Below are 23,507 nucleotides of genomic sequence, written 5' to 3'. Positions count from 1 at the left end.
TTTTGCCGCTGATCAACCCCTTTTCTCAGGTTTCTCAACATTCTTTCAGGGGGCGGTTATCAGCCGCCCGCAGAATCCAGATACTTTTGGGCCAGTTCGGCCGCCTTGGTATCCGGGTAGTTGCGTACCACCGATTCCATCCGGTTCTTCGCTTCCGTTTTTTCACCCAGGCGATCCAGCGTCACCCCAAGCTTGTAGACAGCATCCGGGGCTTTCCGGTGATCCTCGTACCGCGTGGCCACAATGGTGAACGCCTGCTTGGCCTGCTCCAACTGGGGCTTGACCAGGTACACTTCCCCCAGCCAGTAATAGGCGTTCACTGACAAATCACCTTCCGGGTACTTGTCGACAAAGTCGTAGATCCGGTTGATGGCTTCGTCGTAGTTCTTTTCCTTGTGGATCAGGTCCTGAATCTGCTCGTAGGCCTGGCGCTCGTCGGCTTCCGGCTGACGGTACACCTTGGTCATGGGCTTCTCGGGCTCCGCTGACTCCGCAGCTCCGGCATTGTCACCCTGACTGTTACCGACCGCCGCCCCGCTGGAAGACACCTTATCGGACAGCTCAAGAATTCGCTGGTCCAGATCGATGTAGCGATCCCGCGACTGCCGGCTCAGCCGGTCAATCACGTTTCGCTGCTCCTCGACTTCGCCCTGAAGCCGGCGAACCTCGCCCTGCAGCTGCTGAATCATGTAGAACAGCTCGGCGTTCGCCTGGCTGTTGCTGGCCTTGTTGCGGGCTTCAGAGGCATTGTCCTGAAGCACCGGTGTCGCAGATTGCGCCAGCGCGCATCCCGCCGACCCTAAGGCCAGCGGGAGAACGGCCGTCGCCATGAGCAAACGTCTCATGGGAGATCCTATAGCTATCTAACGGTTACTCGAATACGAGCTCAACACGACGGTTCTGGGCCCACGCACTCTCGTTGGAACCCATGACTGCCGGCTTCTCCTCGCCATAGCTTACGGTTTCCATCTGGCCGCGGGAAGCGCCGTTCACGATCAGGAAACGCTCAACCGCGTTGGCACGACGCTCACCCAGCGCCAGGTTGTACTCTTTGGTGCCACGCTCATCGGAATGACCTTCCAGGCGCACCTGCTGGTTCGGGTTGTTCTCCAGGTAGCGTGCATGGGCGACCAGTACTTCCCGGGCTTCCGCCTTGATTTCGGCAGTATCGAAGTCGAAGTAGAAGGTGGTGATATCGCGCATGGCTTCCTGTTCAGCGCGCTCTTGACGCTCGCGGAGCTCTTCCTCGCTCAGATCGGAAGCGGACACACCGCCGTCGTCGGAACCGCCGTATACGGTGCTGCCGCCATCCTGGTCGACCGCAGATACGTCAGATCCGTACTCATCTTCTCCCATGGTGTCGCCAGTGGAGCTACAACCGGCTACCAGGCCAAGGGACAGAACCATCGCAAATGCTTTCTGGTGAACTGACAATTTCATAATCTTTCCTTCCTTTAGGTTTACAGTTATCTGGTGTTTTTTTACAGCAGAACCACCATCGGGTGGTTCCGGATTAACGAATGACCGGCGACCAGGCCGGCTCCCTGACATCACCTTCGGTGGCCGGCAGGCTGTAAGCTGCGCCGCCGTCCGCCGATACCACTGTCAGCACACTGTTGCCACTATGTTTGGTGGCATAGATCAGCATTCTGCCGTTGGGCGCAAGTGACGGGGATTCATCGGACGCCGTCCGGGTCAGAACCGTTTCCTCGCCATTGCTCAAGTCCGTACGCGCGATATGAAACCCGCCATCACGCTGGTGGACGTAATACACATACTCTCCCTGACTGTCCGGCCGCGGGCGGGCATTGTAGCGGCTACCGAAGGTAATCCTCCGGGGCTCGGCGCCCTCGCTGGACTTGTGATAGATCTGGGGCCCGCCCGAGCGATCAGAGGTAAAGAAAATACCGTCGCCGGTGTGATCCCAGGTACCTTCGGTATCGATGGACCAGTGGTTGGTCAACCGCTTCAGGTTCTGGCTTTCGATGTCCATACGATAGATTTCGGCGTTGCCATCCTTTGACAGGGTCAGCAACAGGGAACGACCATCGTCAGACCAGGCCGGAGCCGAGTTAAGGCCACGGAAATCGGCGACACGGGTACGATTACCGGATCTCAATTCATGGATGTAAATCGCGGGCTTCCCGGTTTCAAACGACACGTACGCCAACCTCCTGCCGTCCGGAGACCAGGCCGGAGACAGTATGGGTTCCTTGCTCTCGAGCCGCACCCTGGCCCGCTTGCCATCCACATCGCTCACCTGGAGGCGGTAGCGGGGTTGGCCGTTGACGGTATCCAGGGTGACGTACGCCAGCCTGGTTGAGAACGCGCCGGGCACTCCGGTAATCGCCTCATAGACCTTGTCGCTGATGTGATGCGCCAGGGTGCGCATGTTCCCTGTGCTGGCACTGGCGGACTCACCCAGAATGCGCTCTTCCCGGTTGACATCAAAGAGCTCGTAACGGGCCTCCACCCGATCGCCGTTGCGGGTCAGTTGACCGACCAGCACGTATCGCTGGCCCAGCAGGCGCCAGTCCCGAAAGTAGAGTTCTGAACGCTCGGACGGCAGGCTGAGCATTTTTTCCGGGGACAAGGTGCGGAACTCCCCGGTCATGCTCAGATCGTCCTGGACGATACTGCTGATCTTGTCCCCGGACGGAATACCGCCACTTTCAGCAAATGGCACCACCGCCACGGGAATCGCCGAATCGGCCCCCTCGGTGATTCTGATGGTCAGCTCCGCAGAAGCGGAGCCCGCGCCAAGCATCCAGACCAGAAGGGAGCAAACCAGGCTGAACGCCAGGCGGGTACGGGTATTGTTTGTCCGGTATGTCATCAGCTTTTCCATTTGTCCTTATTTCAACCGCCGTGGATTGAATTCGATCGTAAACTGGCGGAAATAACGCTCAAACGTATCCCGGTCATCCGGAATCGGATAGCGGCTCAGAGACTTGACCGCGCCCAGGGCCGAGTTGTCGAACGCCGTGTTGCCACTGCTGTTGACCAGCTTCACAGATTGTAGTTCACCGGTCGGCAGCAAGGTGATCTGCAACCGGGCCGTCATCTCTTCCGTTGCGGATGACGGCGGATACCAGGCCTGGCTCAATCGCTCACGAATCAACGCCTGGTACTTTTCACTGTCCGACATCATGCGAGCTTCCCGGGCTTTTGCCGCAGCCGCTTCCTGCTGGCGCCTCGCTTCTGTTTCGCGTTCACGATTGGCCTCTTCCGCAAGCGCTTCCAGTTGCTGCTCTTTCAGGCGCCGTTCAGCTTCCTTCCGCTTTTGCTCGGCTTCGCGACGAGCCTGCTCTTCACGCTCACGCTTTTCCGCTTCCTCGCGCTTGCGCCGCTCCTCTTCCGCTTTACGACGCTCTTCTTCCGCCTTACGCCTGGCTTCTTCCTGGCGGCGCTTTTCCTCTTCCGCCCGCTGCCGCTCGCGCTCTTTCGCTTCGGCCTCGGCCTTCTGCCGCGCCGCCTCTTCCTCACGAGCCTTTTGCTCCTCGCGCTCACGGGCCGCAGCTTCTTCTTGCCGCTTGCGTTCCTGTTCCTGCTCCTGCTCTATACGCCTTGCTTCTTCCCTGGCCCTCTCTTCTTCAGCGGCTTTGCGTTCTGCTTCCTCCCGCTGCTTCTGTTCTTCCTGCTCCTTGCGGCGCTCCTCATCCCTGTCAGGCTCGTCCACCTCCTCAACGACCGGGCTGGGTTCCGGTTCCTGCTGAGTGATCAGTCGGGCAGCGATGCTCCGGGGCTCCGGTTCGTCCTTTGGCGTAGTCCAGGTCCAGCCTGCCAACGCTACAACCACAATCAGCCCATGCAGCAGCAGTGACAAGGCAACGGGCGACTTCCACGGTTGCTGCCCGATATTGGTTACATCACGTTCCTGACCTGTCACAAAAAACCTGCCCGCTCTATGCTCAGTTGTCAGTGGATGGCGCTTCGGTAATAAGTCCGACGCTGGTGGCGCCGGCCCCCTGCAGTTCCGCCATCAGACGAACCACGGTGCCGTATTCCACATGCTCGTCGCCGCGCACCAGGATTTCCCGGGCAGTGCGCTCGGACAGTATTTTCGATACCTGCGTCCGCACCTCACCCAATGACATCGGATCACTATCCTCGTCACCGATTTCCAGGAAGTAGGCGCCGTTCGAATCCACAGACACAATGACGGATTCCACGTCCTTGTCGGACTGGATCGGATCTGAGGTCGTTTCCGGCAAGTCCACCTTGACGCCCTGGGTCAGCATCGGTGCGGTCACCATAAAGATCACCAGCAGAACCAGCATCACATCGATGTATGGGACTACGTTGATCTCGGACATTGGCTTCCGGCGGTGCGCCGGCATCATCCCCATGCCTTTCATGCCTGTATGCTCCTGACTGCCTTACACTGGCCCATGGATTTCACGCAGCTGATGACTGCTCGCTGCTGTGCACGCGACGATGGAGAATGCTGGAGAACTCGTCCGCAAAGGTTTCGTAGTTCTTCAGCAGAGCATCGGACATGGCGGAGAAACGGTTATAGGCAATGACGGCCGGAATCGCCGCAAACAGACCCATGGCGGTCGCGATCAATGCCTCGGAAATCCCCGGCGCTACCGTGGCCAGCGTGGCCTGCTGGACCTGGGCCAGGCCACGGAACGAGTTCATGATGCCCCAGACGGTACCGAAGAGGCCGATGTAAGGACTCGTCGAACCAACGGTCGCCAGGAAAGGCAAGGACAGTTCCAGCCGCTCCTGTTCACGGGAGAACGCAACACGCATGGCGCGCTGGGTACCATCCATGACAGCGTCGGCGTCACGGCTCTGCTGGCGCAGGCGGGAGAACTCCTTGAAACCGGAACGAAACAGCGACTCCATCCCTGAAAAGGGCGTGGGATCACTGTTCACTTCCCGGTAAAGCTGGCCCAGATCCATACCGGACCAGAACCGTTCCTCAAACTCGAGCTGTGCCCGCCGGGCTTTGCGGAACACCTGGAAACGCTGGAAAATCAGCGCCCAGGACACCACGGAAGCCAGAGCCAGCAACAGCATGACCAGTTGAACCAGCACCCCCGCGTTGGCGACGAGATACCAAACAGAAATTTCTGACTCCACCTTCTACTCCTGGCTTGTTCCGGTTAACAGTTGGTTTTCATGAACGTTTTCCAACAGTTCACGCATATTGTCCGGCAGCCGTCTCGGCCGCCCGCTGTCCAGGGCCACACAGGCAACCCTCACGTCAGCGGAAGCGAGCAGGGTTTCGTCCCCCGCCTTCAGCACCCGCTGTCGGAAGTCCATCCATACCCGGCCAAAACCGATGGGCTCCGCTGTCACCAGCAATTGATCATCGAGCTTTGCCGGCACCGCGTAATGGATATTCAACCGCTGGACCACATAACTGATGTTATCCGCCAGACCCGCACGCAGACCAACTCCGCAGGTCCGCACCCACTCTGTGCGGGCACGTTCCATATAATGCAGGTACTTGGCATGGAACACGATGCCACCGGCATCGGTATCCTCGATATAAACCCTGACTGGCAGCCGGAACTGCGCGGCACTTTGCGCTTCAGTCAAAGAGATCCTCCTTTCCCGGACGCGCCGGCGCCACACCGAAATGCTGGTAGGCGCTGGAGGTCACCATACGCCCCCTCGGTGTCCGAACTATGAATCCCTGCTGAATCAGGAACGGCTCAAGAACGTCTTCAATGGTGCCGCGCTCCTCACTGATCGCTGCGGCCAGGCTTTCGACACCAACCGGACCACCGTCAAATTTCTCAATCATGGCCAACAGCAGACGGCGGTCCATATGGTCGAAGCCCTGATCATCCACCTTCAGCATGTTCAGTGCCTGGTCTGCGATGGTATTGCTGATACGACCATCAGCTTTCACCTCGGCAAAATCGCGAACCCGGCGCAACAGCCGGTTGGCGATCCGCGGCGTACCCCGTGACCGCCGCGCGATCTCAAACGCTCCGCCTTCGTCGATATCGACAGAGGACAAACGGGCCGAGCGCAGAATAATGCTCGTCAGGTCCTGAGTGTTATAGAACTCCAGACGCTGAACAATGCCAAACCGATCCCGCAGCGGTGAAGTCAGCAGACCCGCGCGGGTGGTGGCGCCGACCAGCGTGAAGGGCGGCAAATCCAGTTTGATGGATCGCGCTGCCGGACCTTCGCCGATCATGATATCCAGCTGGTAATCTTCCATCGCCGGATACAGCACCTCTTCCACCGCCGCACTGAGTCGATGAATCTCATCAATAAAGAGAACATCGCCCTCTTCCAGGTTCGTCAGCATGGCGGCAAGATCGCCGGCCTTCTCCAGCACCGGTCCCGAGGTGGTTTTGATCGACACGCCCATTTCGTTGGCAATGATGTTCGCCAGCGTCGTCTTGCCCAACCCGGGCGGACCAAAAATCAGGACGTGGTCCAGCGCTTCCTCACGACCACGGGCAGCCGATATAAAGATATCCATCTGTTCCCGCACCGCAGGCTGCCCCACATACTCGGACAGCAGCGTTGGCCGGATCGCTCGATCCTGCACTTCTTCGTATTGCCCGGCCTGGGCAGTAATCAGACGATCTGACTCAATCATGGCGTTACCCGAACAAAGGGACTCAACTTCATGCCTGTACATTCACGTCGGGATCAGGTGAATACTGGAGACCCAATTGTACAAACGGCTCAGTGGCTGTCACGTTACGCTCTATACAGATTTGGCGCCAGACAGACCACAAATTACGACGGGTTCATCCCGCCGGAATCATATTACGCAAGGCCAGTCGGATCAGGTCCTGACTGGCCATGCCCTCCTCTTTGACCTTGTTGATGGCCTTGGCTGCCTCCTGGGGCTTGTAACCAAGGGCTATCAGGGCGGCTTCGGCTTCGTCCCTGGGGTCGTGTGTGGACGTTGGCGCTGTCGCATTACTCGCACCACCACCTGTCGTTTCGGACGACATAGGCGTGAACTGCCCTTCAAGTTGCCCTATCCGATCCGTCATTTCAATAAGCAGGCGTTCGGCGGTCTTTTTTCCTACCCCCGGCAACTTCACCAGCGCGTTGGCGTCCCGCGCTTCGACACAACGAATAAACTGGTGCGCATCCAGCCCCGACAGAATACCCACCGCCAGCCTGGGCCCCACGCCATTGACCTTGATCAGTAACCGGAACACATCCCGGTCAAGACGGGACGCAAAGCCGAACAGGCTCTGGGCATCCTCCCGGACTGCAAAATGGGTGTGCAGGGTGACTTCCGCGCCCGCGTCCGGGAGGTGGAAGAAGGTGGTGTAGGGAATATCCACTTCGTACCCCAGGCCTGAGCACTCAACCAGTGCCTGGCCGGGGGATTTTTCTACCAGTGTGCCTCGAATTCGGCCTATCAACGGAAGTCTCCTCGGGCGCGCACGCGCCGGTTATTGTTGCCTTACCCGCCCGCTACGCACTTTGCCGCCGGCAGCCAGGCGCGTGATGCTCTGGCTCATGTGGGCATGGCACAAGGCAATCGCAAGGGCATCGGCGGCGTCCGCCTGGGGGGTGCGGGAAAGGGATAAAAGCGCCTGGACCATATGCTGAACCTGGGACTTGTCAGCACCGCCCTTGCCCACCACCGCCTGCTTGACCTGGCGGGCAGAATACTCGTGTACTGGCAGCCCGCTGTTGGCGGCACTGACAATGGCAGCGCCACGGGCCTGCCCCAGCTTGAGGGCGGAGTCCGGGTTACGAGCCATGAACACCTGCTCAATGGCGAATTCCTCCGGACGGTACTCTCCGATCAACGTGGCAAGACTGTGGAAAATTGTCTGCAAGCGCTCCGCCATGGGCTTCTCACCCACCCGGATACAGCCGCTGTCGATGTACTCAATGTGGCGCCCCTGCGCCCGGATAATACCGTACCCGGTAATTCGGGACCCCGGATCTACGCCCAGAATAATGGCCACATCACATTCCTTGGTTGGCTACAGGGAATCCATCACCTCGCCGGGAATATCGGCGTTGGAATAGACGTTCTGGACATCATCCAGATCTTCCAGCATCTCGATCAGCTTCAGGATGGTTTCAGCCCCGTCGCGATCCAGCTCAACGCGGGTGGAAGGCACCATGGTGACTTCCGCATTGTCCGGCTTGAGCCCGGATTCCACCAGCGACTGTTTGACATCCAGAAACTGCTCGGGCGTGGTGACAATCTCGTAAGAGCCGTCGTCCTGCTCGGCAAGGTCGTCCGCGCCTGCCACCAGGGCCGCCTCCATCAGTTTGTCCTCTTCCACCTCGGGACTGTAACTGATGATGCCCTGCTTGCTGAAAAGGTAGGCCACGGAACCGTCAGTTCCGAGATTGCCGCCCATCTTGTTGAAGGCGTGCCGGATTTCCGCCACCGTGCGATTCCGGTTGTCAGTCATGGCCTCTATGAAAATAGCGACGCCACCCGGACCATAGCCTTCGTAGGTCAGCTCTTCATAATTGTTGTCGTCGCCACCACCGGCGCCGCGCTCTACCGCGCGCTCGATGGTGTCTTTCTTCATATTGGCAGTGAGCGCCTTGTCGATAACCGCCCGCAAGCGGGGATTGTCGTCCGGGTTGCCGCCACCCTGACGGGCAGCGACGGTCAGCTCACGGATGATTTTGGTGAAGATCTTTCCCCGCCTGGCATCCTGAGCCGCCTTGCGATGCTTGATGTTGGCCCATTTACTATGACCAGCCATACTCTACTCCATCAATCTTCCGGGCTTCCCGATTCGCAACCGGGAAGCCCAACCAGGGTATTGCTTACTCGTTACTAGCTTCTGCCTTGTTGCCTTCAGCTGCCTTGGCCGCTGGCTTGCGCAGGCGGATGTGCAGCTCACGCAACTGTTTTTCGTCCACTTCACCCGGCGCCTGGGTCATCAGACAGGTAGCACTCTGGGTTTTCGGGAAGGCAATTACGTCACGGATGGACGAGGCGCCGGTCATCAGCATCACCAGGCGATCCAGACCAAAGGCCAGGCCACCGTGTGGAGGACAACCGAACTTCAGGGCGTCCAGCAGGAAGCCGAACTTGGCGCGGGCTTCTTCCTCACCGATACCCAGGATACGGAACACCGCTTCCTGCATATCCTCGTTGTGGATACGGATGGAACCACCACCCAGCTCGGTGCCGTTAAGCACCATGTCGTAGGCCCGTGACAGAGCCGTTGCCGGGTTGGCCGCCAGCTCTTCAGCTGAACAGGAAGGCGCGGTGAACGGGTGGTGAATAGCCGTCAGGCTGCCGTCCGGAGTTTCCTCAAACATCGGGAAATCCACAACCCACAGCGGCGCCCACTCAGAGGTAAGCATATCGAGATCATGGCCTACCTTGATGCGCAGCGCGCCCAGGGCTTCGTTCACCACGTTGGCTTTATCCGAACCAAAGAAAACGATGTCGCCGTCTTCCGCGCCAACACGCTCGATGATCGCCAAGGCCACGTCATCGCCGAGGAACTTGATGATCGGTGACTGCAGGCCTTCAACACCCTTGGCCAATTCGTTCACCTTGATGTAGGCCAGACCCTTGGCTCCATAGATACCGACGAACTTGGTGTATTCATCAATCTGCTTACGGGTCAGTTCACCGCCCTTAGGCACACGCAGTGCGGCAACACGACCTTTCGGATCCTTCGCCGGGCCGGCAAAGACCTTGAAGTCCACGCCTTCAACCAGGTCACCTACGTCGAGCAGCTCCAGCGGAATCCGCAGATCCGGCTTGTCACTGCCATAACGCTGCATCGCCTCTGCATACGGCATACGCGGGAATGCCGGCAGCTCGACGCTCAGAACATCCTTGAACAGGGAGCGAATCATGCCCTCGTTCAGGGACATCAGGCTTTCTTCATCAACAAACGACGCCTCGACATCCACCTGGGTAAATTCCGGCTGACGATCGGCCCGCAGGTCTTCATCGCGGAAGCACTTGGCAATCTGGTAATAACGGTCAACGCCGGACACCATCAACAACTGTTTGAACAGCTGCGGGGACTGCGGCAAGGCGAAGAACGAACCGTCATGGGTCCGGCTTGGCACCAGGTAGTCCCGCGCACCTTCCGGCGTTGCACGGGTCAGGATCGGGGTTTCCACATCCATGAAGCCGTTGCCGTCGAGGTAGTTACGGATATAGCTGGTCACGCGGGAGCGGAAACGCAGTCGGTTCAGCATTTCCGGACGACGCAGGTCGACATAGCGGTACTTGAGGCGGACATCCTCGCCCACGTCAACGTGCTCATCCAGCGGGAACGGCGGCGTGGCAGCGGCGTTCAGGATACTCACTTCCTTACCCAGCAACTCAACCTGGCCGGTCGGCATGTTGTTGTTCTCGGTGCCGGACGGACGGCGACGAACGCGCCCGGTGACCTTGATAACAAACTCACTGCGTACTTTTTCCGCCAGGGCAAAACTCTCAGGGGTATCCGGATCAACCACGACCTGGGATATCCCATCCCGGTCCCGCAGGTCGAGGAAGATCACCCCGCCGTGGTCGCGGCGACGGTGGACCCAACCGCAGAGTGTTACTTCCTGATCAATGTGAGATTCGTTGATACCACCGCAATAATGACTGCGCATACCGGTTCCCGTTGTTTCAAATGTGTGCATAAATGTGTGCGAAATATGGATTCGGCGGACACTAGGGTCTGTTGACGTTTCGTATTCACCCCCTGCTGGGGCCATTTTTTCGTCCAGCTAGGCAGAAGGAGCGCCGTTTGGTCATTCCAAATAAGCGACTGATAACGACGCTGGGCGGAAAAATGGCCCCAGCCCTTCGGGTTGCGCCTGAAAAAGCGCCACTCGTCGTTGCTCGTCACTTATTTGGAATGACCAAACCTCATTCCTCGCGCCTAGATTGGTGCTTTTTCAGGCGCAACAGGGGGTGAATACGAAACGTCAACAGACCCTACTGGAAAAGCCGCCCATTATAAACACAATGCGCGTGAAAATCAGGCTCCAATCACGGTGGGTGACGCCCTCTGCGCAGACCGATAGAATGTAGCGCCCTATTCAGCAATCGGAGCCCTTGTATTGTCGTCCCGAGCCGAACAAAAACTTAAAACGCGCCGCGCCCTGATGGATGCTGCCCTCGCCCAGCTCAGCGCGGATCGCGGCTTTGGCAGCCTCAGCCTGCGGGAAGTCGCCCGGGAAGCCGGCATTGCGCCGACCTCGTTCTACCGCCACTTTGCTGAACTGGACGAACTGGGGCTGGCACTGGTGGACGAAGGTGGCGTGGCGCTGCGCCAGCTCATGCGCCACGCACGCAAACGGATCGCAAGGGACGGCAGTGCCATCAGTACGTCCATTGAGACGTTCATGGAGTACCTGGGGAACAACGCCAACCTGTTCCGGCTCATGCTGCGGGAACGCACTGGCGTCTCCAAACCTTTCCGTACCGCCATCAAGGCGGAAATCGATCACTTTGTTACGGAACTGGCAGACGATCTCCGGCGCTTTGCGGATGAACAGAACAAGCCTCTGTCGGACGCCCGGCTCGTCGCCGAATCCATGGTGACCCTGGTATTCAATCAGGGCGCGGAAGCGCTGGATGCCACGCCGAAGCAGAGAGAGGAACTGAAACTGAAACTGAAGACGGAACTGCGGATGATTCTGATGGGCTCCCAGGCCCTGGCGAAACACGCCCGAAGGGCACGAACCTGAATAGCTGAGATAAAAAATTCGTTTTTTTTGGAACCCTAACGACTCAACGTTCGTCAGTTAACTGGGATAGAGCCTATCCTATTGTTGAGTCGTTGCCTCCACGAGGCGACTTGAGCCCGCCACCTGGCGGGCTTTTTTCTGTCTCCTTCAAACGGCGTACTTCATTCTGCCGCCGACCTGGTACCCCTCCGGAACCTTGTAGGCAGAGGATGCCATGCGTTCAGCATCGGCATGGTGCCGGTCCAGGTAATTCTCTATCTCGATGGCCCGGTGGCGGAAGGTGTCTTCAATGTCATCGAGGCCAGCGTACTCCAACTTGATCCCAACCCTGACACCGTCGCCAATATCGCTAACATAGCGAACGTTACCGGGTACAAAACTGATGGCAAGCTCTTCCCTGGCATTCCGGGCCACATGCTTGCGCGCCAGAGAAAGACGTACTCTCTGATCCGGCCTGACCTGCTCTTCGGGAAGAATCAACGCCACGCCGTCGCGATCAAAATCGAGCACGGCACATTCACTGATAAGTTCGGCGGTGTCTTCCGAATACACCCTTGCAGATAGCAACCCAAGAGCAAGGTATCGGTAGTTAACAACCTCCTCGTGGGACGCCTGCGGCAGATTCATCTGGGCAAAGGAATGACTCTCCATAGGTACGCTCTCTTTTTTCATTCGTTTTTTTGAGATCTACGTCACATTCTTATTATTCACACGCATATATAGCATCCCTGGTTCGCAGAGATTCCTGGATAGGCTCATGGAGGAGGGCTTTGGCCCAATAAGTCAGACGCCCATGGCAGAACGGGCCACAGTCGAAGCCGGTGACGACCCCTGAAAGGTCGGCCGCCACTCGGGTCAGGCGAGAGAGGAAATAACGGGGTTGAGCTTTTTACGAACCGATTCCAGTTCGAGCTCGCTATAGGGTACCGGAGCCTGCTTGCCCCACACCGGGCCCGGCCATGCCGGATCACCCTCGAAGCGCACAATGTGGTGCAAGTGCAACTGCGGCACCATATTTCCCAGCGCAGCGACATTCATCTTGTCACCGCCAAACAGGGTCATCATGTCTTTACTCAGGGCCGAGGACTCTGTCAGCAGTCGTTGCTGATCGTTCACCTCGAGCTGATAGATTTCGCGGATCCCGGGCACGGCCGGCACCAGGATAACCCAGGGCCAGGTGCGGTCATTCATCAACCGCACCTGGCACAACCGGGTTCGTCCCAGGCTGACGGTGTCAGCGGCGAGGCGCTGGTGGAGCTGAAAGTCGCTGGTTGCCGGCATATCAGTCAAACTGGAACTGGTTACGGCCACGACCGATGGCGTAATAAATGAGGCCATTGCGGTTCAGCATCTCTGGCTCGTAAAGGTTTCGACCGTCAAACACCACCGGCTCCCTCAGCGCGTCGGCTATGGCTGCGAAATCCGGCGAACGGAATTCCTTCCACTCGGTGCAGATAGCCAGAACGTCAGCACCTTTCAGGGCCTGCTCCTTGGTTCCGCACAGGGTGAGCCCGGCCTGGTCTCCATAAAGGCGTTGTGTTTCCTCCATGGCTTCCGGATCAAAGGCCTGCACCTTGGCGCCAGACTTCCACAGATCTTCCATCAGGGTGCGTGCTGACGCTTCGCGCATATCGTCGGTATTGGGCTTGAACGCCAGCCCCCACAGCGCCACAACCTTGCCCTGAAGGTCACCGTTAAAGTAATGGCTGATTTTGTCGAACAGCACATGCTTCTGAGCAGAGTTCACCGCTTCCACCGCATTGAGCAGGCGCGCATCATAGTCACAGTCCCGTGCTGTCCGGGCCAGGGCCTGGACATCTTTCGGGAAGCAGGAGCCGCCGTAACCACAACCCGGGTAGATAAAGTGATAGCCGATACGCGGGTCCGAACCAATGCCACGGCGCACCGCTTCAATATCCGCGCCCAGACGCTCGGCGAGGTTGGACATCTCGTTCATGAAGCTGATCTTGGTGGCAAGCATCGAGTTGGCTGCGTATTTGGTCAGTTCCGCTGAGCGGATATCCATAAAGATCATCCGGTCGTGACTGCGATTGAAGGGATAATAAACCTCCCTCAGCAGGTCAGCGGCCTTGTCGCTGTCGGTGCCGACCACAATACGGTCAGGCTTCATGAAGTCATTGATGGCGGCCCCTTCCTTGAGGAATTCCGGGTTGGAAACCACGTCAAATTCCAGTTCCAGCCCGCGGCGATCAAGCTCGGCACGCACCGCTGCCCTGACCTTGTCGCCGGTACCCACTGGCACGGTGGACTTGTCGACGACCACCTTGTAATCATCCATGTGCTCACCGATGGAGCGGGCAACCGCTGTCACGTATTGCAGGTCCGCGGAGCCGTCTTCATCCGGCGGCGTACCAACAGCGATGAACTGGAGCACGCCGTGCTTTACTGCCTTCGCAGTATCCGTGGTGAACGACAGCCGGCCAGCGTCAACTGTATGCCTGACGATGTTGTCCAGACCCGGCTCGTATATCGGAATCTGGCCATTTTCCAGCTTTTCGATCTTGCCGCGATCCACATCCATGCACAGCACATCGTGTCCTACGTCCGCCAGGCAGGCACCTGTCACCAGCCCCACGTATCCGGTACCAAAAATGGTGATCTTCATCCGTCAATCCTGATAATTGTAAGGTTGTAAATTGAGTTGGGTCAGGCGATCTGCCGGTCTTGCCAGATTTTTTCCCAGGCCAGAGCGGTGCCCACGATGGTTTCCAGGTCATCGTAATCCGGCTGCCAGCCCAGAACCTCCCGAATGCGCGTATTGTCCGCCATCAGGGCGGCAGGATCCCCTGCCCGGCGGCCGGTTTCCTGTACCGGGAAATCCGCGCCGGACTGACGCTTGACCACATCGATCACTTCCCGCACGGTAAACCCGCGCCCGTACCCACAATTCAGTACCCGCGATTCTCCGCCATCCGCCATGTAGTCCAGGGCCATCACATGGGCCTTGGCCAGATCCTCCACATGGATGTAATCACGGATGCAGGTGCCGTCACGGGTATCGTAATCCGTGCCAAATACGCTCATGCCCTCGCGCTTTCCCGTCACACATTCGCTGGCAACCTTGATCAGGTGCGTGGCCTCCGGTGTCGCCTGCCCCAGCAATCCGTCAGGGTTGGCGCCAGCCACATTGAAGTAACGGAGTATGACGTAATTCAGCGAACAGGATGCTGCCAGATCCATGATCATGCGTTCGCTCATCATCTTTGACGCGCCGTATGGGTTGATCGGCGCCAGCGGCAGGTCCTCGGTCAGCACGGTCTGTTCCGGCATGCCATAGACGGCAGCGGTGGAGGAAAACACCATGTAGGGGACGCGTTGCTGCTCAACAGCCCGCAGCAGGTTCAGCGTATTGCGGGTGTTGTTGCTGTAATACTTGAGAGGGTTCTCAACCGATTCAGGAACCACAATGTTGGCGGCGAAATGCAGGACGGCATCAAACCGGTGCTGCGCAAACACATCGGCAATGGCCGCTTCGTCTGCCAGGTCTCCCACCACCAGTTGACCGCAGGTCACTGCCCAGCGGTAGCCAGTGGAGAGATTATCGAAAACCACTATGTCATGACCTGCCGCGCCAAGCTGACGGACAACATGACTGCCAATATAGCCGGCTCCGCCGGTCACCAGTACTTTCATGGCTTGCCCTGCTCCTTCCCTGAATCCTGTTTTTGTTGCTGGCGCTGGCGACGGATCTCCGCACGCCGGCGACTGAAAAACTGGCTGATCACTTCACCGCAACGCTCGGCAAGCACGCCACCACTGGCTTCTACCTGCCAGTTGAAGTGTTCGTCTTCCAGCGTGTTGCGCGCCGATTCCACGGCGCCCGCCTTGGGTTCAGCGGCTCCGTAGACTAACCGGCTGATGCGACTGTGGACAATCGCCCCTACACACATAGTACAAGGCTCAAGCGTGACATACAGCGTTGCGCCGGATAAACGGTAGTTACCAACCCGTCTCGCTGCGTCCCTCAGAGCCTGAATCTCGGCATGGGCCGTGGGGTCACAACCACTGATCGGCGCGTTGAATCCGGCACCAATTTCCCGCCCATCAAGAACAACGACGGCGCCAACCGGCACCTCGCCCCGGGCAGCGGCCTGTTCGGCCAAGGCCAGAGCGCGCGCCATCCAACACTCGTCAATACCTAAGTCAACGCTCATTCCTGGCGAAATACCCGGTTTCCCATTTGATATTAAATAATCCGTGAATACCCACTAACTAATAGTGGAGATGGACAATGGGTTGCATCGCAACTTATTGTGCCAAAAGGAAGTTATTTGGCTCAATAATTGACCAACCCTCGTGATTTCATGGATTCCGGCGTAGCGTAAAACATGGATTCTACCTTGCTTGTTTCGTCTTGTCATAACTGGCGATGTAGTTGGCCATGATCATGCCGCCAAACACCGTCTGGTGGGCGTTCAGTTCGTTGGGAAACACCATGTAGACGTGTTTCTCGATGGCGAAGGCCGCTACGGGTTTTGCGGTTGCTGCAAGCATGAATTACGGGATCCAGGGTGGACCAGATCAGTACCTGCTATAGCGATTACTGAATATTGTGGCAGAGTCTTGCGGTATGGCTAAGCTGAAAGGTGCAGTCCCAACAATAAAAATGACGCCCACCCGCACCCTCAAAAGCGCCGGGCGTGCCCAATCCTCCTATGGGAGAAACCAGATGCAGCCCGGAGATGTGAAAACCCTTCAGGACGCCAAGGCCATCGTCGAAGACCGCCATGCCACCCAGGTCAAGGTCGGGGCCTTTGACATAGACGGCGTATTGCGCGGCAAGTACATGAGCCGCGACAAGTTTCTTTCGGCGCTGGAACACGGGTTTGGGTTCTGTGATGTGGTATTCGGCTGGGACAGCAACGACCAGCTCTATGACAATGTTGAGTTCACCGGCTGGCACACCGCCTATCCGGATGCCTGGGCCCGCATAGTTCCGGAAAGTTGCCGAGAGATCCCTTCCGAAGGCAATATCCTGTTTTTCCTGTGCGAGTTCACCGGGCGGACCGAGTCGATCTGCCCCCGCGGCCTGCTGCGCCGGGTACTGAAAAGGGCGGACTCACTAGGCTTTAAGGTCTTCGCTGGCTGCGAATTCGAGTTCTTCATGTTCCAGGAGACACCCCAGTCGGTGCGGGAGAAGAATTATCGTGAGTTGAAGACCATCACGCCGGGCTTCTTCGGCTACTCCGTCCTGCGCAACTCGGTGATGGGCGAGTTCTACAACGACTTCATGACCTACTGCCAGGACCTGGACATGGCGATGGAGGGATTCCACACCGAAACCGGCCCAGGCGTGCTCGAGGCCGCCCTGGACGTGGACGAAGCCCTGCGGGCCGCCGACAAGGCCGCCCTGTTCAAGACCTTCACCAAGGTCTATGCCGAGCGCCATGGGATGATGGCCACCTTCATGGCGAAATGGTCCCCGGACTATCCCGGCCAGAGTGGCCACATCCATTTGTCACTGCAGAAGTCCGATGGCAGTTCGGCCTTTTATGACGAGAGCGACACGCCCCATCACCTGTCCGAGACCATGCGCCATTTCATCGGTGGGCAGCAGGCCTTGATGCCGGAGTTCCTGGCGATGATCGCCTGCACAGTCAACAGTTATACCCGCCTGGTTCCGGGTGCCTGGGCGCCCACGGCCGCCAGTTGGGGGATTGAAAACCGCACCTGCGCCCTGCGTGCCATCCCCGGGTTGCCCAAGTCCCAGCGGGTGGAATATCGCATCTCGGCAGCGGACATCAACCCCTACATCGCATTGGCCGCCAGCCTGGCCTCGGGGCTGTGGGGCATTGAAAACCACATCGAGCCGGATAGTCCCATCGAGGGCAACGCCTATGACATCGCCTTCACCCCCGAACGCCAATTGCCCGCCACGTTGATGGAGGCCGCGTCCCGCCTGCGACATTCCGAGGTCGCGCGGGATTACTTCGGCGATGCGTTCGTTGACCATTACGCGGCGACCCGTGAATGGGAGGAGCGGGAATTCCGCAAGGCCATCACCGACTGGGAAATGCAGCGTTACTTTGAAATTATTTAGGGGAAATCATCTGATGGAGTGGAGAGGCTTATGTCGGATATCGCACGCATCATCAGCCCGGTGGATGGCACCCTCTATGCCGAACGGCCCTATTTAAGCCAGCCCCAGGCCCGGCAGGCCGTAGAGCGGGCCACCGAAGCCCAGCGAGCCTGGCAGGACAGCACCCTGGAAGAACGCCTGCGCATCCTCGGCGACGCCGTGGATGCGTTGATGGAACAACAGGACGAGCTATCGGAAGAACTGGCCTGGCAAATGGGCCGCCCCATTGCCCAAGGCCCCGGGGAAGCCAGGGGGTTCGCCGAGCGCGCCCGTTATATGCTGGAGATTGCGCCCCGCGCGCTGGCCCCGATTGAGATACCTGGGAAGGCCGAATTCAAACGCTACATCCAGCGCGACCCGGTTGGCGTGGTACTGACCATCGCCCCCTGGAATTTCCCCTACATGACAGCGGTCAACTCCGTTTGGCCGGCACTGGCCGCCGGCAACGCCGTGTTGTTGAAACACGCGCAACAGACGTTGCTCTGCGCCGAACGCCTGGAGCGGGTGTTACGCCTGTCAGGCTTGCCCGAGGGGGTCTTCCAGGCGGTGCACCTCAGCCACGGCACCACCGCCGCCTTGCTGCGGGAACCCGCCATTCGTCTTGTCAGTTTTACCGGTTCAGTGCGCGGCGGCCGGAACATCCAGCAAGCGGTGGCACAGAGTGGCCAGTTCGCCGGCACCGCCCTGGAGCTGGGTGGCAAGGACCCGGCCTACGTCCGGGCGGACGCGGACTTGACCGACGCCGCAGTTAACCTGGCGGACGGTGCCTTCTTCAACAGCGGCCAGTCCTGTTGCTCAGTGGAGCGTATCTATGTGCATCGGGACGTTTACCAACCCTTTGTCGAAGCCCTGGCGGCCGAGGCGCTGAAGCTGACCTTGGGTAACCCACTGGACCGGGCCACTACCTTAGGGCCGATGGTGAAGGCCCAGGCCGCCGACTTTGTACGCGCCCAGATCGCCGAAGCGGCGCAAAACGGAGCCACCGCCGTGATCGACCCCAAACGCTTTACCCAGGACAAGCCGGGTACCGCCTATATGGCACCACAAATCCTGACCGGCGTGGACCATGGCATGCGGGTGATGACGGAGGAAAGTTTTGGCCCCGTGGTGGGCGTGATGGCCGTTGCCTCGGACGAAGAAGCCATCCGGCTGATGAATGACAGCGAGTTCGGACTCTCCGCCTCGATCTGGACACGGGACCTGGAGGCCGCCGAACGCCTGGGCCGCCAGGTGCAAACCGGCACCCTGTTTATGAACCGCTGTGATGTGCTTGACCCCGCCTTGGCCTGGACCGGCGTGAAACACAGCGGCCACGGTGCCTCTTTATCGGAACTGGGCTACGACGCCCTGACCCAACCCAAGAGTTTTCATTTGAGATTAGGTGGCTGAACTATGACCCGGGAACAATCCTTAACCGCAAACTGGGGCCTGCCCAATCGCATGCTGGTCGGCCCCGGCCGCCTGCAGGAGCTGCCTTCACTGTGCAGCGAACTGGGCTTCAAGGCTCCCTTGCTGGTCACCGACCGTGGCCTGGCCAATCTGACCATGGTGACCGGAACGTTGGCGACCATGACGGCCGCTGGCCTGAACACTGCCGTTTTTTCCGACGTGGAGGGTAACCCCACCGGGCGCATGGTCGAGGCCGGTGTGACCGCCTATCGGGCGGGCGGTCATGACAGCGTGGTCGCCCTGGGCGGCGGAAGCGGCCTGGACGTGGGCAAGGCCATTGCCTTTATGTCTGGCCAGACCCGCCCGATCTGGGATTTCGAGGACATCGGCGATTACTGGAAACGCGCCGACCCGGAGGGCATCGCGCCGGTCATCGCCATCCCGACAACCGCCGGAACCGGGTCCGAAGTGGGCCGGGCCGCGGTGATTTCAAACGAAGCCGAACAGCGCAAGGTCATCGTTTTCCATCCCGGGATGCTGCCGGTGACGGTCATCCTCGACCCCGAGTTGACCACTGGGCTGCCAGCCCCGGTCACCGCCGCGACCGGACTGGATGCGTTTATACATAGCTTCGAGGCTTATTGTGCACCGGGTTTTCACCCGATTTGCGATGGCATTGCCCTGGAAGGTATGCGCCTGGTGGCCAGGGCGCTGCCGACGGCCTACCGCGATGGTAGTGACCTGAAGGCACGTACCGAGATGCTGGCCGCGGCGAGCATGGGGGCGATTGCTTTCCAGAAAGGACTGGGTGGCGTGCATGCGATTTCCCATGCCGTCGGGGCGATGTACCACACCCACCACGGCCTGACCAACGCCGTTGTCCTGCCCTATGTCATGGTGCATAACCGCGAATGCATTGAAGACCGCTTGAAACCGATCGCCCAGGTGATCGGTTTGGCTGAGACGACCTTCGGGTCAGTATTGCAATGGGTACTGGCATTTCGGCGCGAACTGGGCATTCCCCATACCCTGGCGGAGCTGGATGTCCCCCTCGACCATGCTGTGGACGTTAGCCGCCTGGCCGCGGCGGACCCTTCGGCCAGCGGTAATCCGCGGCCCGTTGGCGCCAAGGACCTGGAGGGAGTATTTCGGAATGCCGTCCAGGGAGTGCTTCCGTAGCCCGCCTTGAAAGCTAGCCGGTGCCTGACATTACCAACCAGTACCGGTCACTCCCACTCAATGGTAGCCGGCGGCTTGGACGATACATCATAGGTCACCCGGGACACGCCGGTAATCTCATTGATAATCCGGTTGGATACCGTTTCCAGTAAGTCATAGGGCAAGTGGGCCCAGCGAGCCGTCATGAAATCGATGGTTTCTACGGCACGCAGGGCAATCACATACTCGTAACGGCGCGCGTCCCCAACCACACCTACTGACTTCACTGGCAGGAACACCGCAAATGCCTGACTGGTTTTGTGATAAAAGTCGGCACGATGCAGTTCCTCCAGGAAGATGGCATCGGCACGGCGGAGGATATCCGCGTATTCTTTCTTCACTTCACCCAGGATGCGAACACCCAGCCCCGGTCCGGGGAACGGGTGGCGATAGACCATATCGTATGGCAGCCCCAACTCCAGCCCGATGCGGCGAACCTCGTCCTTGAACAGCTCACGCAGTGGCTCCACCAGTTTCAGCTTCATGGTCTCCGGCAGGCCGCCCACATTGTGGTGAGACTTGATGACATGGGCTTTACCGGTCTTGGATGCCGCGGACTCAATGACGTCCGGATAGATGGTGCCCTGGGCCAGCCAGTTCACATCGCGGATACTGGTGGCTTCTTCGTCGAACACATCAATAAAGGTGTTGCCGATAATCTTGCGCTTCTTCTCCGGGTCCGCCTCGCCCTTGAGCTTGGACAGGAACAGTTCCTCTGCGTCCACACGGATCACTTTCACGCCCATATTGCTGGCGAACATGTCCATGACCTGATCGCCTTCATTCAGGCGCAGCAGGCCGTTGTCCACGAACACGCAGGTCAGCTGCTCACCGATGGCCTTATGCAGCAGCGCGGCGGTTACGGACGAGTCCACGCCCCCGGAGAGGCCGAGCAATACCTTGTCGTTGCCGACCTGATCACGGATCTGCTGTACGGCGTCATCAACAATCTTGGCGGGGGTCCACAGCGCCTCACAGCCGGAAATGTTCAGCACGAAATGCTCAAGGATGCGCTTGCCCTGGAGTGTGTGAGTGACCTCCGGGTGGAACTGAACGCCGTACAGGTTGCGGCTCAGGTCCTGCATCGCGGATATCGGAGCGCTCTCGGTGGAGGCCAGCAGTTCAAAGCCGTCCGGCATGACCACAACTTTGTCACCGTGACTCATCCACACGTCCAGCAGGGACTCACCGGTGGCAGTCAGGTGATCGGTAATATCCTGCAACAGCGGCCCGGCGGCCCGAACCTTGACCTGTGAGTACCCGAATTCACGTTTCTCGGAGCTGGCGACACGGCCACCAAGCTGCTCGGCCATGGTCTGCATGCCATAGCAGATACCAAGAATCGGGATACCACGGTCAAACAGGCCATCCGGAGCACGGGGACCACCAAGCTGGGTGACAGATTCAGGACCGCCGGCAAGGATGATGCCTTTGGGATTAAACGCTTCAAGCTCGTCGTCGGTGATGTCGAACGCCTTGATTTCACAGTAAACCCCGATTTCCCGCACGCGACGCGCGATGAGCTGGGTGTACTGGGAACCAAAATCGAGAATCAGAATGCGGTGGTCGTGGATGTTCTGGGCCATGGAGTCCTCGGATCAGAAATAATAAGCGCGGCTCAGCCCCTGAGCCGCGCCCGGAACGGCATGATTAGCCGACACGGTAATTGGGTGCTTCCTTGGTGATGGTCACGTCATGGACGTGGCTCTCACGCATACCCGCGTTGGTGATACGTACAAACTGTGGCCGGGTACGCATCTCTTCCATGGTGGCGCTGCCGGTGTAGCCCATGGAAGCCCGCAATCCACCCATCAACTGATGCACGATGTTGCGCATTGGCCCCTTGCAGGCAACCCGGCCCTCAATGCCTTCCGGTACCAGTTTTTCAATACCCTTGGTGGCATCCTGGAAATAACGGTCACTGGACCCCTGCCCCATGGCGCCAATAGAGCCCATGCCCCGGTACGCCTTGTAGCTGCGCCCCTGGAACAGTTCAACCTCACCCGGAGCCTCATCGGTACCCGCAAGCAGGCTGCCGATCATGACGCTGTGAGCGCCAGCAGCAATCGCCTTGGCAATGTCACCGGAGAAACGCACACCGCCATCGGCGATCAGTGGTACACCGCGATCTTTCAATGCAGCGGCAACGTTGGAAACCGCGGAAATCTGCGGAACGCCGATGCCGGCAACAATACGCGTGGTGCAGATGGAACCGGGGCCAATACCCACCTTCACGGCATCCGCGCCAGCATCCGCCAGGGCAATGGCCGCGTCGGCGGTGGCGATGTTACCACCGACAACCTGAACCTCGGGGAACTTCTCCTTGACCCAGCGCACGCGATCAATCACGCCCTTGGAGTGACCGTGGGCTGTATCAACCACAATCACATCCACGCCCGCTTCCGCCAGCGCCGTGATACGTGCCTCGGTATCACCACCAGTACTCACGGCAGCCCCGACACGCAGACGCCCCTGCTCGTCCTTGCAGGCCAACGGGTAATCCTTGGCTTTCTGGATGTCCTTGACGGTAATCAGACCCTTGAGCTGGAAGTCCTCATTCACCACCAGTACTTTCTCAATACGATGGCGATGCAACAATTCCTTGACGTCATCAAGGCTTGCCCCTTCCTTGACGGTCACCAGCTTGTCCTTCGGCGTCATGATATCTGACACCGGCGTGTCCATGCGGCTCTCAAACCGGATATCCCGACCGGTCACAATGCCGACCAGGTCACGACCGTCAACCACCGGCAGACCGGAAATGTTATTGGCCGTGGTGATATCCACCAACTCACGTACGGTGGTTCCCGGAGCCACGGTGATGGGGTCTTTCACCACACCACTTTCAAATTTCTTGACCTTACGAACGGCGGCCGCCTGTTGCTCGACGGTCATGTTTTTGTGCATGATGCCGATGCCGCCTTCCTGAGCCATGGCGATGGCCAGCTCGGCCTCGGTCACCGTATCCATTGCTGACGACACCAATGGAACATTCAGGGTAATGCCTTTGGTCAGCTGGGTCTTCAGGCTGACCTCGTGGGGAAGAACTTCCGAAAATCCTGGGATCAGCAGAACATCGTCAAATGTGAGGGCTTCTTCGGCAATTCGCAGCATTGGGATCCGCCTTTTGAACATGCTAAGTTGGGAATTCACCTGCCGCGCCCGGCAT

At 58.9% G+C, this 23,507-nt stretch carries 24 protein-coding genes; 4 read left to right on the top strand and 20 right to left on the bottom strand.

The features are described 5' to 3' along the window. Positions 1-59: 59 nt before the first annotated feature. The 12 genes from ybgF to aspS all read right to left on the bottom strand — a co-directional run bounded on the left by ybgF (position 60) and on the right by aspS (position 10,548). Positions 60-845 carry a tol-pal system protein YbgF gene (gene ybgF / locus ACJO5Y_RS03725; RefSeq protein WP_406985084.1) on the bottom strand — a complete coding sequence of 262 codons (786 nt, stop codon included), beginning with the start codon at positions 843-845 and terminating at the stop codon, positions 60-62. 25 nt (positions 846-870) lie between these two features. Continuing rightward, a complete protein-coding gene (gene pal, locus ACJO5Y_RS03720; protein ID WP_406985083.1) occupies positions 871-1,440 on the bottom strand; it encodes a peptidoglycan-associated lipoprotein Pal in 570 nt (189 codons plus the stop codon). A gap of 73 nt (positions 1,441-1,513) precedes the next feature. Beyond that, on the bottom strand, positions 1,514-2,767 hold the full coding sequence (gene tolB / locus ACJO5Y_RS03715) for a Tol-Pal system beta propeller repeat protein TolB (protein ID WP_406985276.1): 1,254 nt from the start codon (positions 2,765-2,767) through the stop codon (positions 1,514-1,516). An 87-nt stretch (positions 2,768-2,854) separates the two neighbouring features. Then, entirely contained in the window at positions 2,855-3,889 is a 1,035-nt protein-coding gene (gene tolA, locus ACJO5Y_RS03710; protein ID WP_406985082.1) for a cell envelope integrity protein TolA, read from the bottom strand. Between the two features lie 22 nt (positions 3,890-3,911). Continuing rightward, positions 3,912-4,358: a protein TolR gene (gene tolR / locus ACJO5Y_RS03705; RefSeq protein WP_406985081.1), complete on the bottom strand. Its 447-nt coding sequence runs from the start codon at positions 4,356-4,358 to the stop codon at positions 3,912-3,914. 40 nt (positions 4,359-4,398) lie between these two features. Then, positions 4,399-5,091, bottom strand: coding sequence for a protein TolQ (gene tolQ / locus ACJO5Y_RS03700; RefSeq protein WP_406985080.1), 693 nt, complete (start codon positions 5,089-5,091; stop codon positions 4,399-4,401). A gap of 3 nt (positions 5,092-5,094) precedes the next feature. Next, positions 5,095-5,553, bottom strand: a complete 459-nt coding sequence (locus ACJO5Y_RS03695; protein ID WP_406985079.1) for a YbgC/FadM family acyl-CoA thioesterase — start codon at positions 5,551-5,553, stop codon at positions 5,095-5,097. Further along, positions 5,546-6,574 (bottom strand): Holliday junction branch migration DNA helicase RuvB, encoded by a 1,029-nt coding sequence (ruvB, locus tag ACJO5Y_RS03690; RefSeq protein WP_406985078.1) that lies wholly within the window; start codon positions 6,572-6,574, stop codon positions 5,546-5,548. Before ruvB ends, ACJO5Y_RS03695 begins: the two co-directional genes overlap by 8 nt. Positions 6,575-6,728: 154 nt before the next feature. After that, on the bottom strand, positions 6,729-7,361 hold the full coding sequence (gene ruvA / locus ACJO5Y_RS03685) for a Holliday junction branch migration protein RuvA (protein WP_406985077.1): 633 nt from the start codon (positions 7,359-7,361) through the stop codon (positions 6,729-6,731). Positions 7,362-7,391: 30 nt separating this feature from the next. Beyond that, positions 7,392-7,916 carry a crossover junction endodeoxyribonuclease RuvC gene (ruvC, locus tag ACJO5Y_RS03680; RefSeq protein WP_406985076.1) on the bottom strand — a complete coding sequence of 175 codons (525 nt, stop codon included), beginning with the start codon at positions 7,914-7,916 and terminating at the stop codon, positions 7,392-7,394. Positions 7,917-7,934: 18 nt separating this feature from the next. After that, positions 7,935-8,678, bottom strand: coding sequence for a YebC/PmpR family DNA-binding transcriptional regulator (locus ACJO5Y_RS03675; protein ID WP_406985075.1), 744 nt, complete (start codon positions 8,676-8,678; stop codon positions 7,935-7,937). A 64-nt stretch (positions 8,679-8,742) separates the two neighbouring features. Beyond that, complete coding sequence (gene aspS, locus ACJO5Y_RS03670; protein ID WP_406985074.1) at positions 8,743-10,548, bottom strand: aspartate--tRNA ligase; 1,806 nt, start codon at positions 10,546-10,548, stop codon at positions 8,743-8,745. A gap of 453 nt (positions 10,549-11,001) precedes the next feature. Here aspS and fabR point away from each other — a divergent pair, with 453 nt between their 5' ends. Then, positions 11,002-11,631: an HTH-type transcriptional repressor FabR gene (gene fabR / locus ACJO5Y_RS03665; RefSeq protein ID WP_406985073.1), complete on the top strand. Its 630-nt coding sequence runs from the start codon at positions 11,002-11,004 to the stop codon at positions 11,629-11,631. A 147-nt stretch (positions 11,632-11,778) separates the two neighbouring features. Here the strand turns inward: fabR and ACJO5Y_RS03660 are convergent, their stop codons facing one another. The 6 genes from ACJO5Y_RS03660 to ACJO5Y_RS03635 all read right to left on the bottom strand — a co-directional run bounded on the left by ACJO5Y_RS03660 (position 11,779) and on the right by ACJO5Y_RS03635 (position 16,146). Then, entirely contained in the window at positions 11,779-12,282 is a 504-nt protein-coding gene (locus ACJO5Y_RS03660; RefSeq protein WP_406985072.1) for a hypothetical protein, read from the bottom strand. A gap of 204 nt (positions 12,283-12,486) precedes the next feature. Next, positions 12,487-12,912 (bottom strand): HIT domain-containing protein, encoded by a 426-nt coding sequence (locus ACJO5Y_RS03655; RefSeq protein ID WP_406985071.1) that lies wholly within the window; start codon positions 12,910-12,912, stop codon positions 12,487-12,489. Between the two features lies 1 nt (position 12,913). Further along, positions 12,914-14,257 (bottom strand): UDP-glucose dehydrogenase family protein, encoded by a 1,344-nt coding sequence (locus tag ACJO5Y_RS03650; RefSeq protein WP_406985070.1) that lies wholly within the window; start codon positions 14,255-14,257, stop codon positions 12,914-12,916. A gap of 41 nt (positions 14,258-14,298) precedes the next feature. Next, positions 14,299-15,285 carry a UDP-glucose 4-epimerase GalE gene (gene galE / locus ACJO5Y_RS03645; RefSeq protein ID WP_406985069.1) on the bottom strand — a complete coding sequence of 329 codons (987 nt, stop codon included), beginning with the start codon at positions 15,283-15,285 and terminating at the stop codon, positions 14,299-14,301. Next, a complete protein-coding gene (gene tadA, locus ACJO5Y_RS03640) occupies positions 15,282-15,806 on the bottom strand; it encodes a tRNA adenosine(34) deaminase TadA (protein WP_406985068.1) in 525 nt (174 codons plus the stop codon). The genes galE and tadA overlap by 4 nt, the downstream gene beginning before the upstream one ends. 181 nt (positions 15,807-15,987) lie before the next feature. After that, the gene (locus ACJO5Y_RS03635; RefSeq protein ID WP_406985067.1) at positions 15,988-16,146 is read right to left on the bottom strand and encodes a hypothetical protein; all 159 of its coding nucleotides are present in this window, start codon (positions 16,144-16,146) and stop codon (positions 15,988-15,990) included. 76 nt (positions 16,147-16,222) lie between these two features. Here ACJO5Y_RS03635 and ACJO5Y_RS03630 point away from each other — a divergent pair, with 76 nt between their 5' ends. From ACJO5Y_RS03630 to ACJO5Y_RS03620, 3 genes are read left to right on the top strand one after another with little or no spacing between them, the layout of a single operon-like run. Then, positions 16,223-17,692, top strand: coding sequence for a glutamine synthetase family protein (locus ACJO5Y_RS03630; protein WP_406985066.1), 1,470 nt, complete (start codon positions 16,223-16,225; stop codon positions 17,690-17,692). 30 nt (positions 17,693-17,722) lie between these two features. Next, positions 17,723-19,120: an aldehyde dehydrogenase family protein gene (locus ACJO5Y_RS03625; RefSeq protein ID WP_406985065.1), complete on the top strand. Its 1,398-nt coding sequence runs from the start codon at positions 17,723-17,725 to the stop codon at positions 19,118-19,120. Positions 19,121-19,123: 3 nt separating this feature from the next. Beyond that, positions 19,124-20,299, top strand: a complete 1,176-nt coding sequence (locus tag ACJO5Y_RS03620; RefSeq protein WP_406985064.1) for an iron-containing alcohol dehydrogenase — start codon at positions 19,124-19,126, stop codon at positions 20,297-20,299. 47 nt (positions 20,300-20,346) lie between these two features. Here the strand turns inward: ACJO5Y_RS03620 and guaA are convergent, their stop codons facing one another. Beyond that, positions 20,347-21,924, bottom strand: coding sequence for a glutamine-hydrolyzing GMP synthase (guaA, locus tag ACJO5Y_RS03615; protein WP_406985063.1), 1,578 nt, complete (start codon positions 21,922-21,924; stop codon positions 20,347-20,349). A gap of 64 nt (positions 21,925-21,988) precedes the next feature. Next, positions 21,989-23,452, bottom strand: a complete 1,464-nt coding sequence (guaB, locus tag ACJO5Y_RS03610) for an IMP dehydrogenase (RefSeq protein WP_406985062.1) — start codon at positions 23,450-23,452, stop codon at positions 21,989-21,991. Positions 23,453-23,507: the final 55 nt, after the last annotated feature.

The sequence above is a fragment of the Marinobacter alkalisoli genome (genome assembly GCF_045449855.1).
Taxonomy (GTDB): domain Bacteria; phylum Pseudomonadota; class Gammaproteobacteria; order Pseudomonadales; family Oleiphilaceae; genus Marinobacter.
The sequence above is the reverse complement of the archived record's forward strand: the minus strand, read 5'-3'. Positions and strand labels throughout refer to the sequence as shown.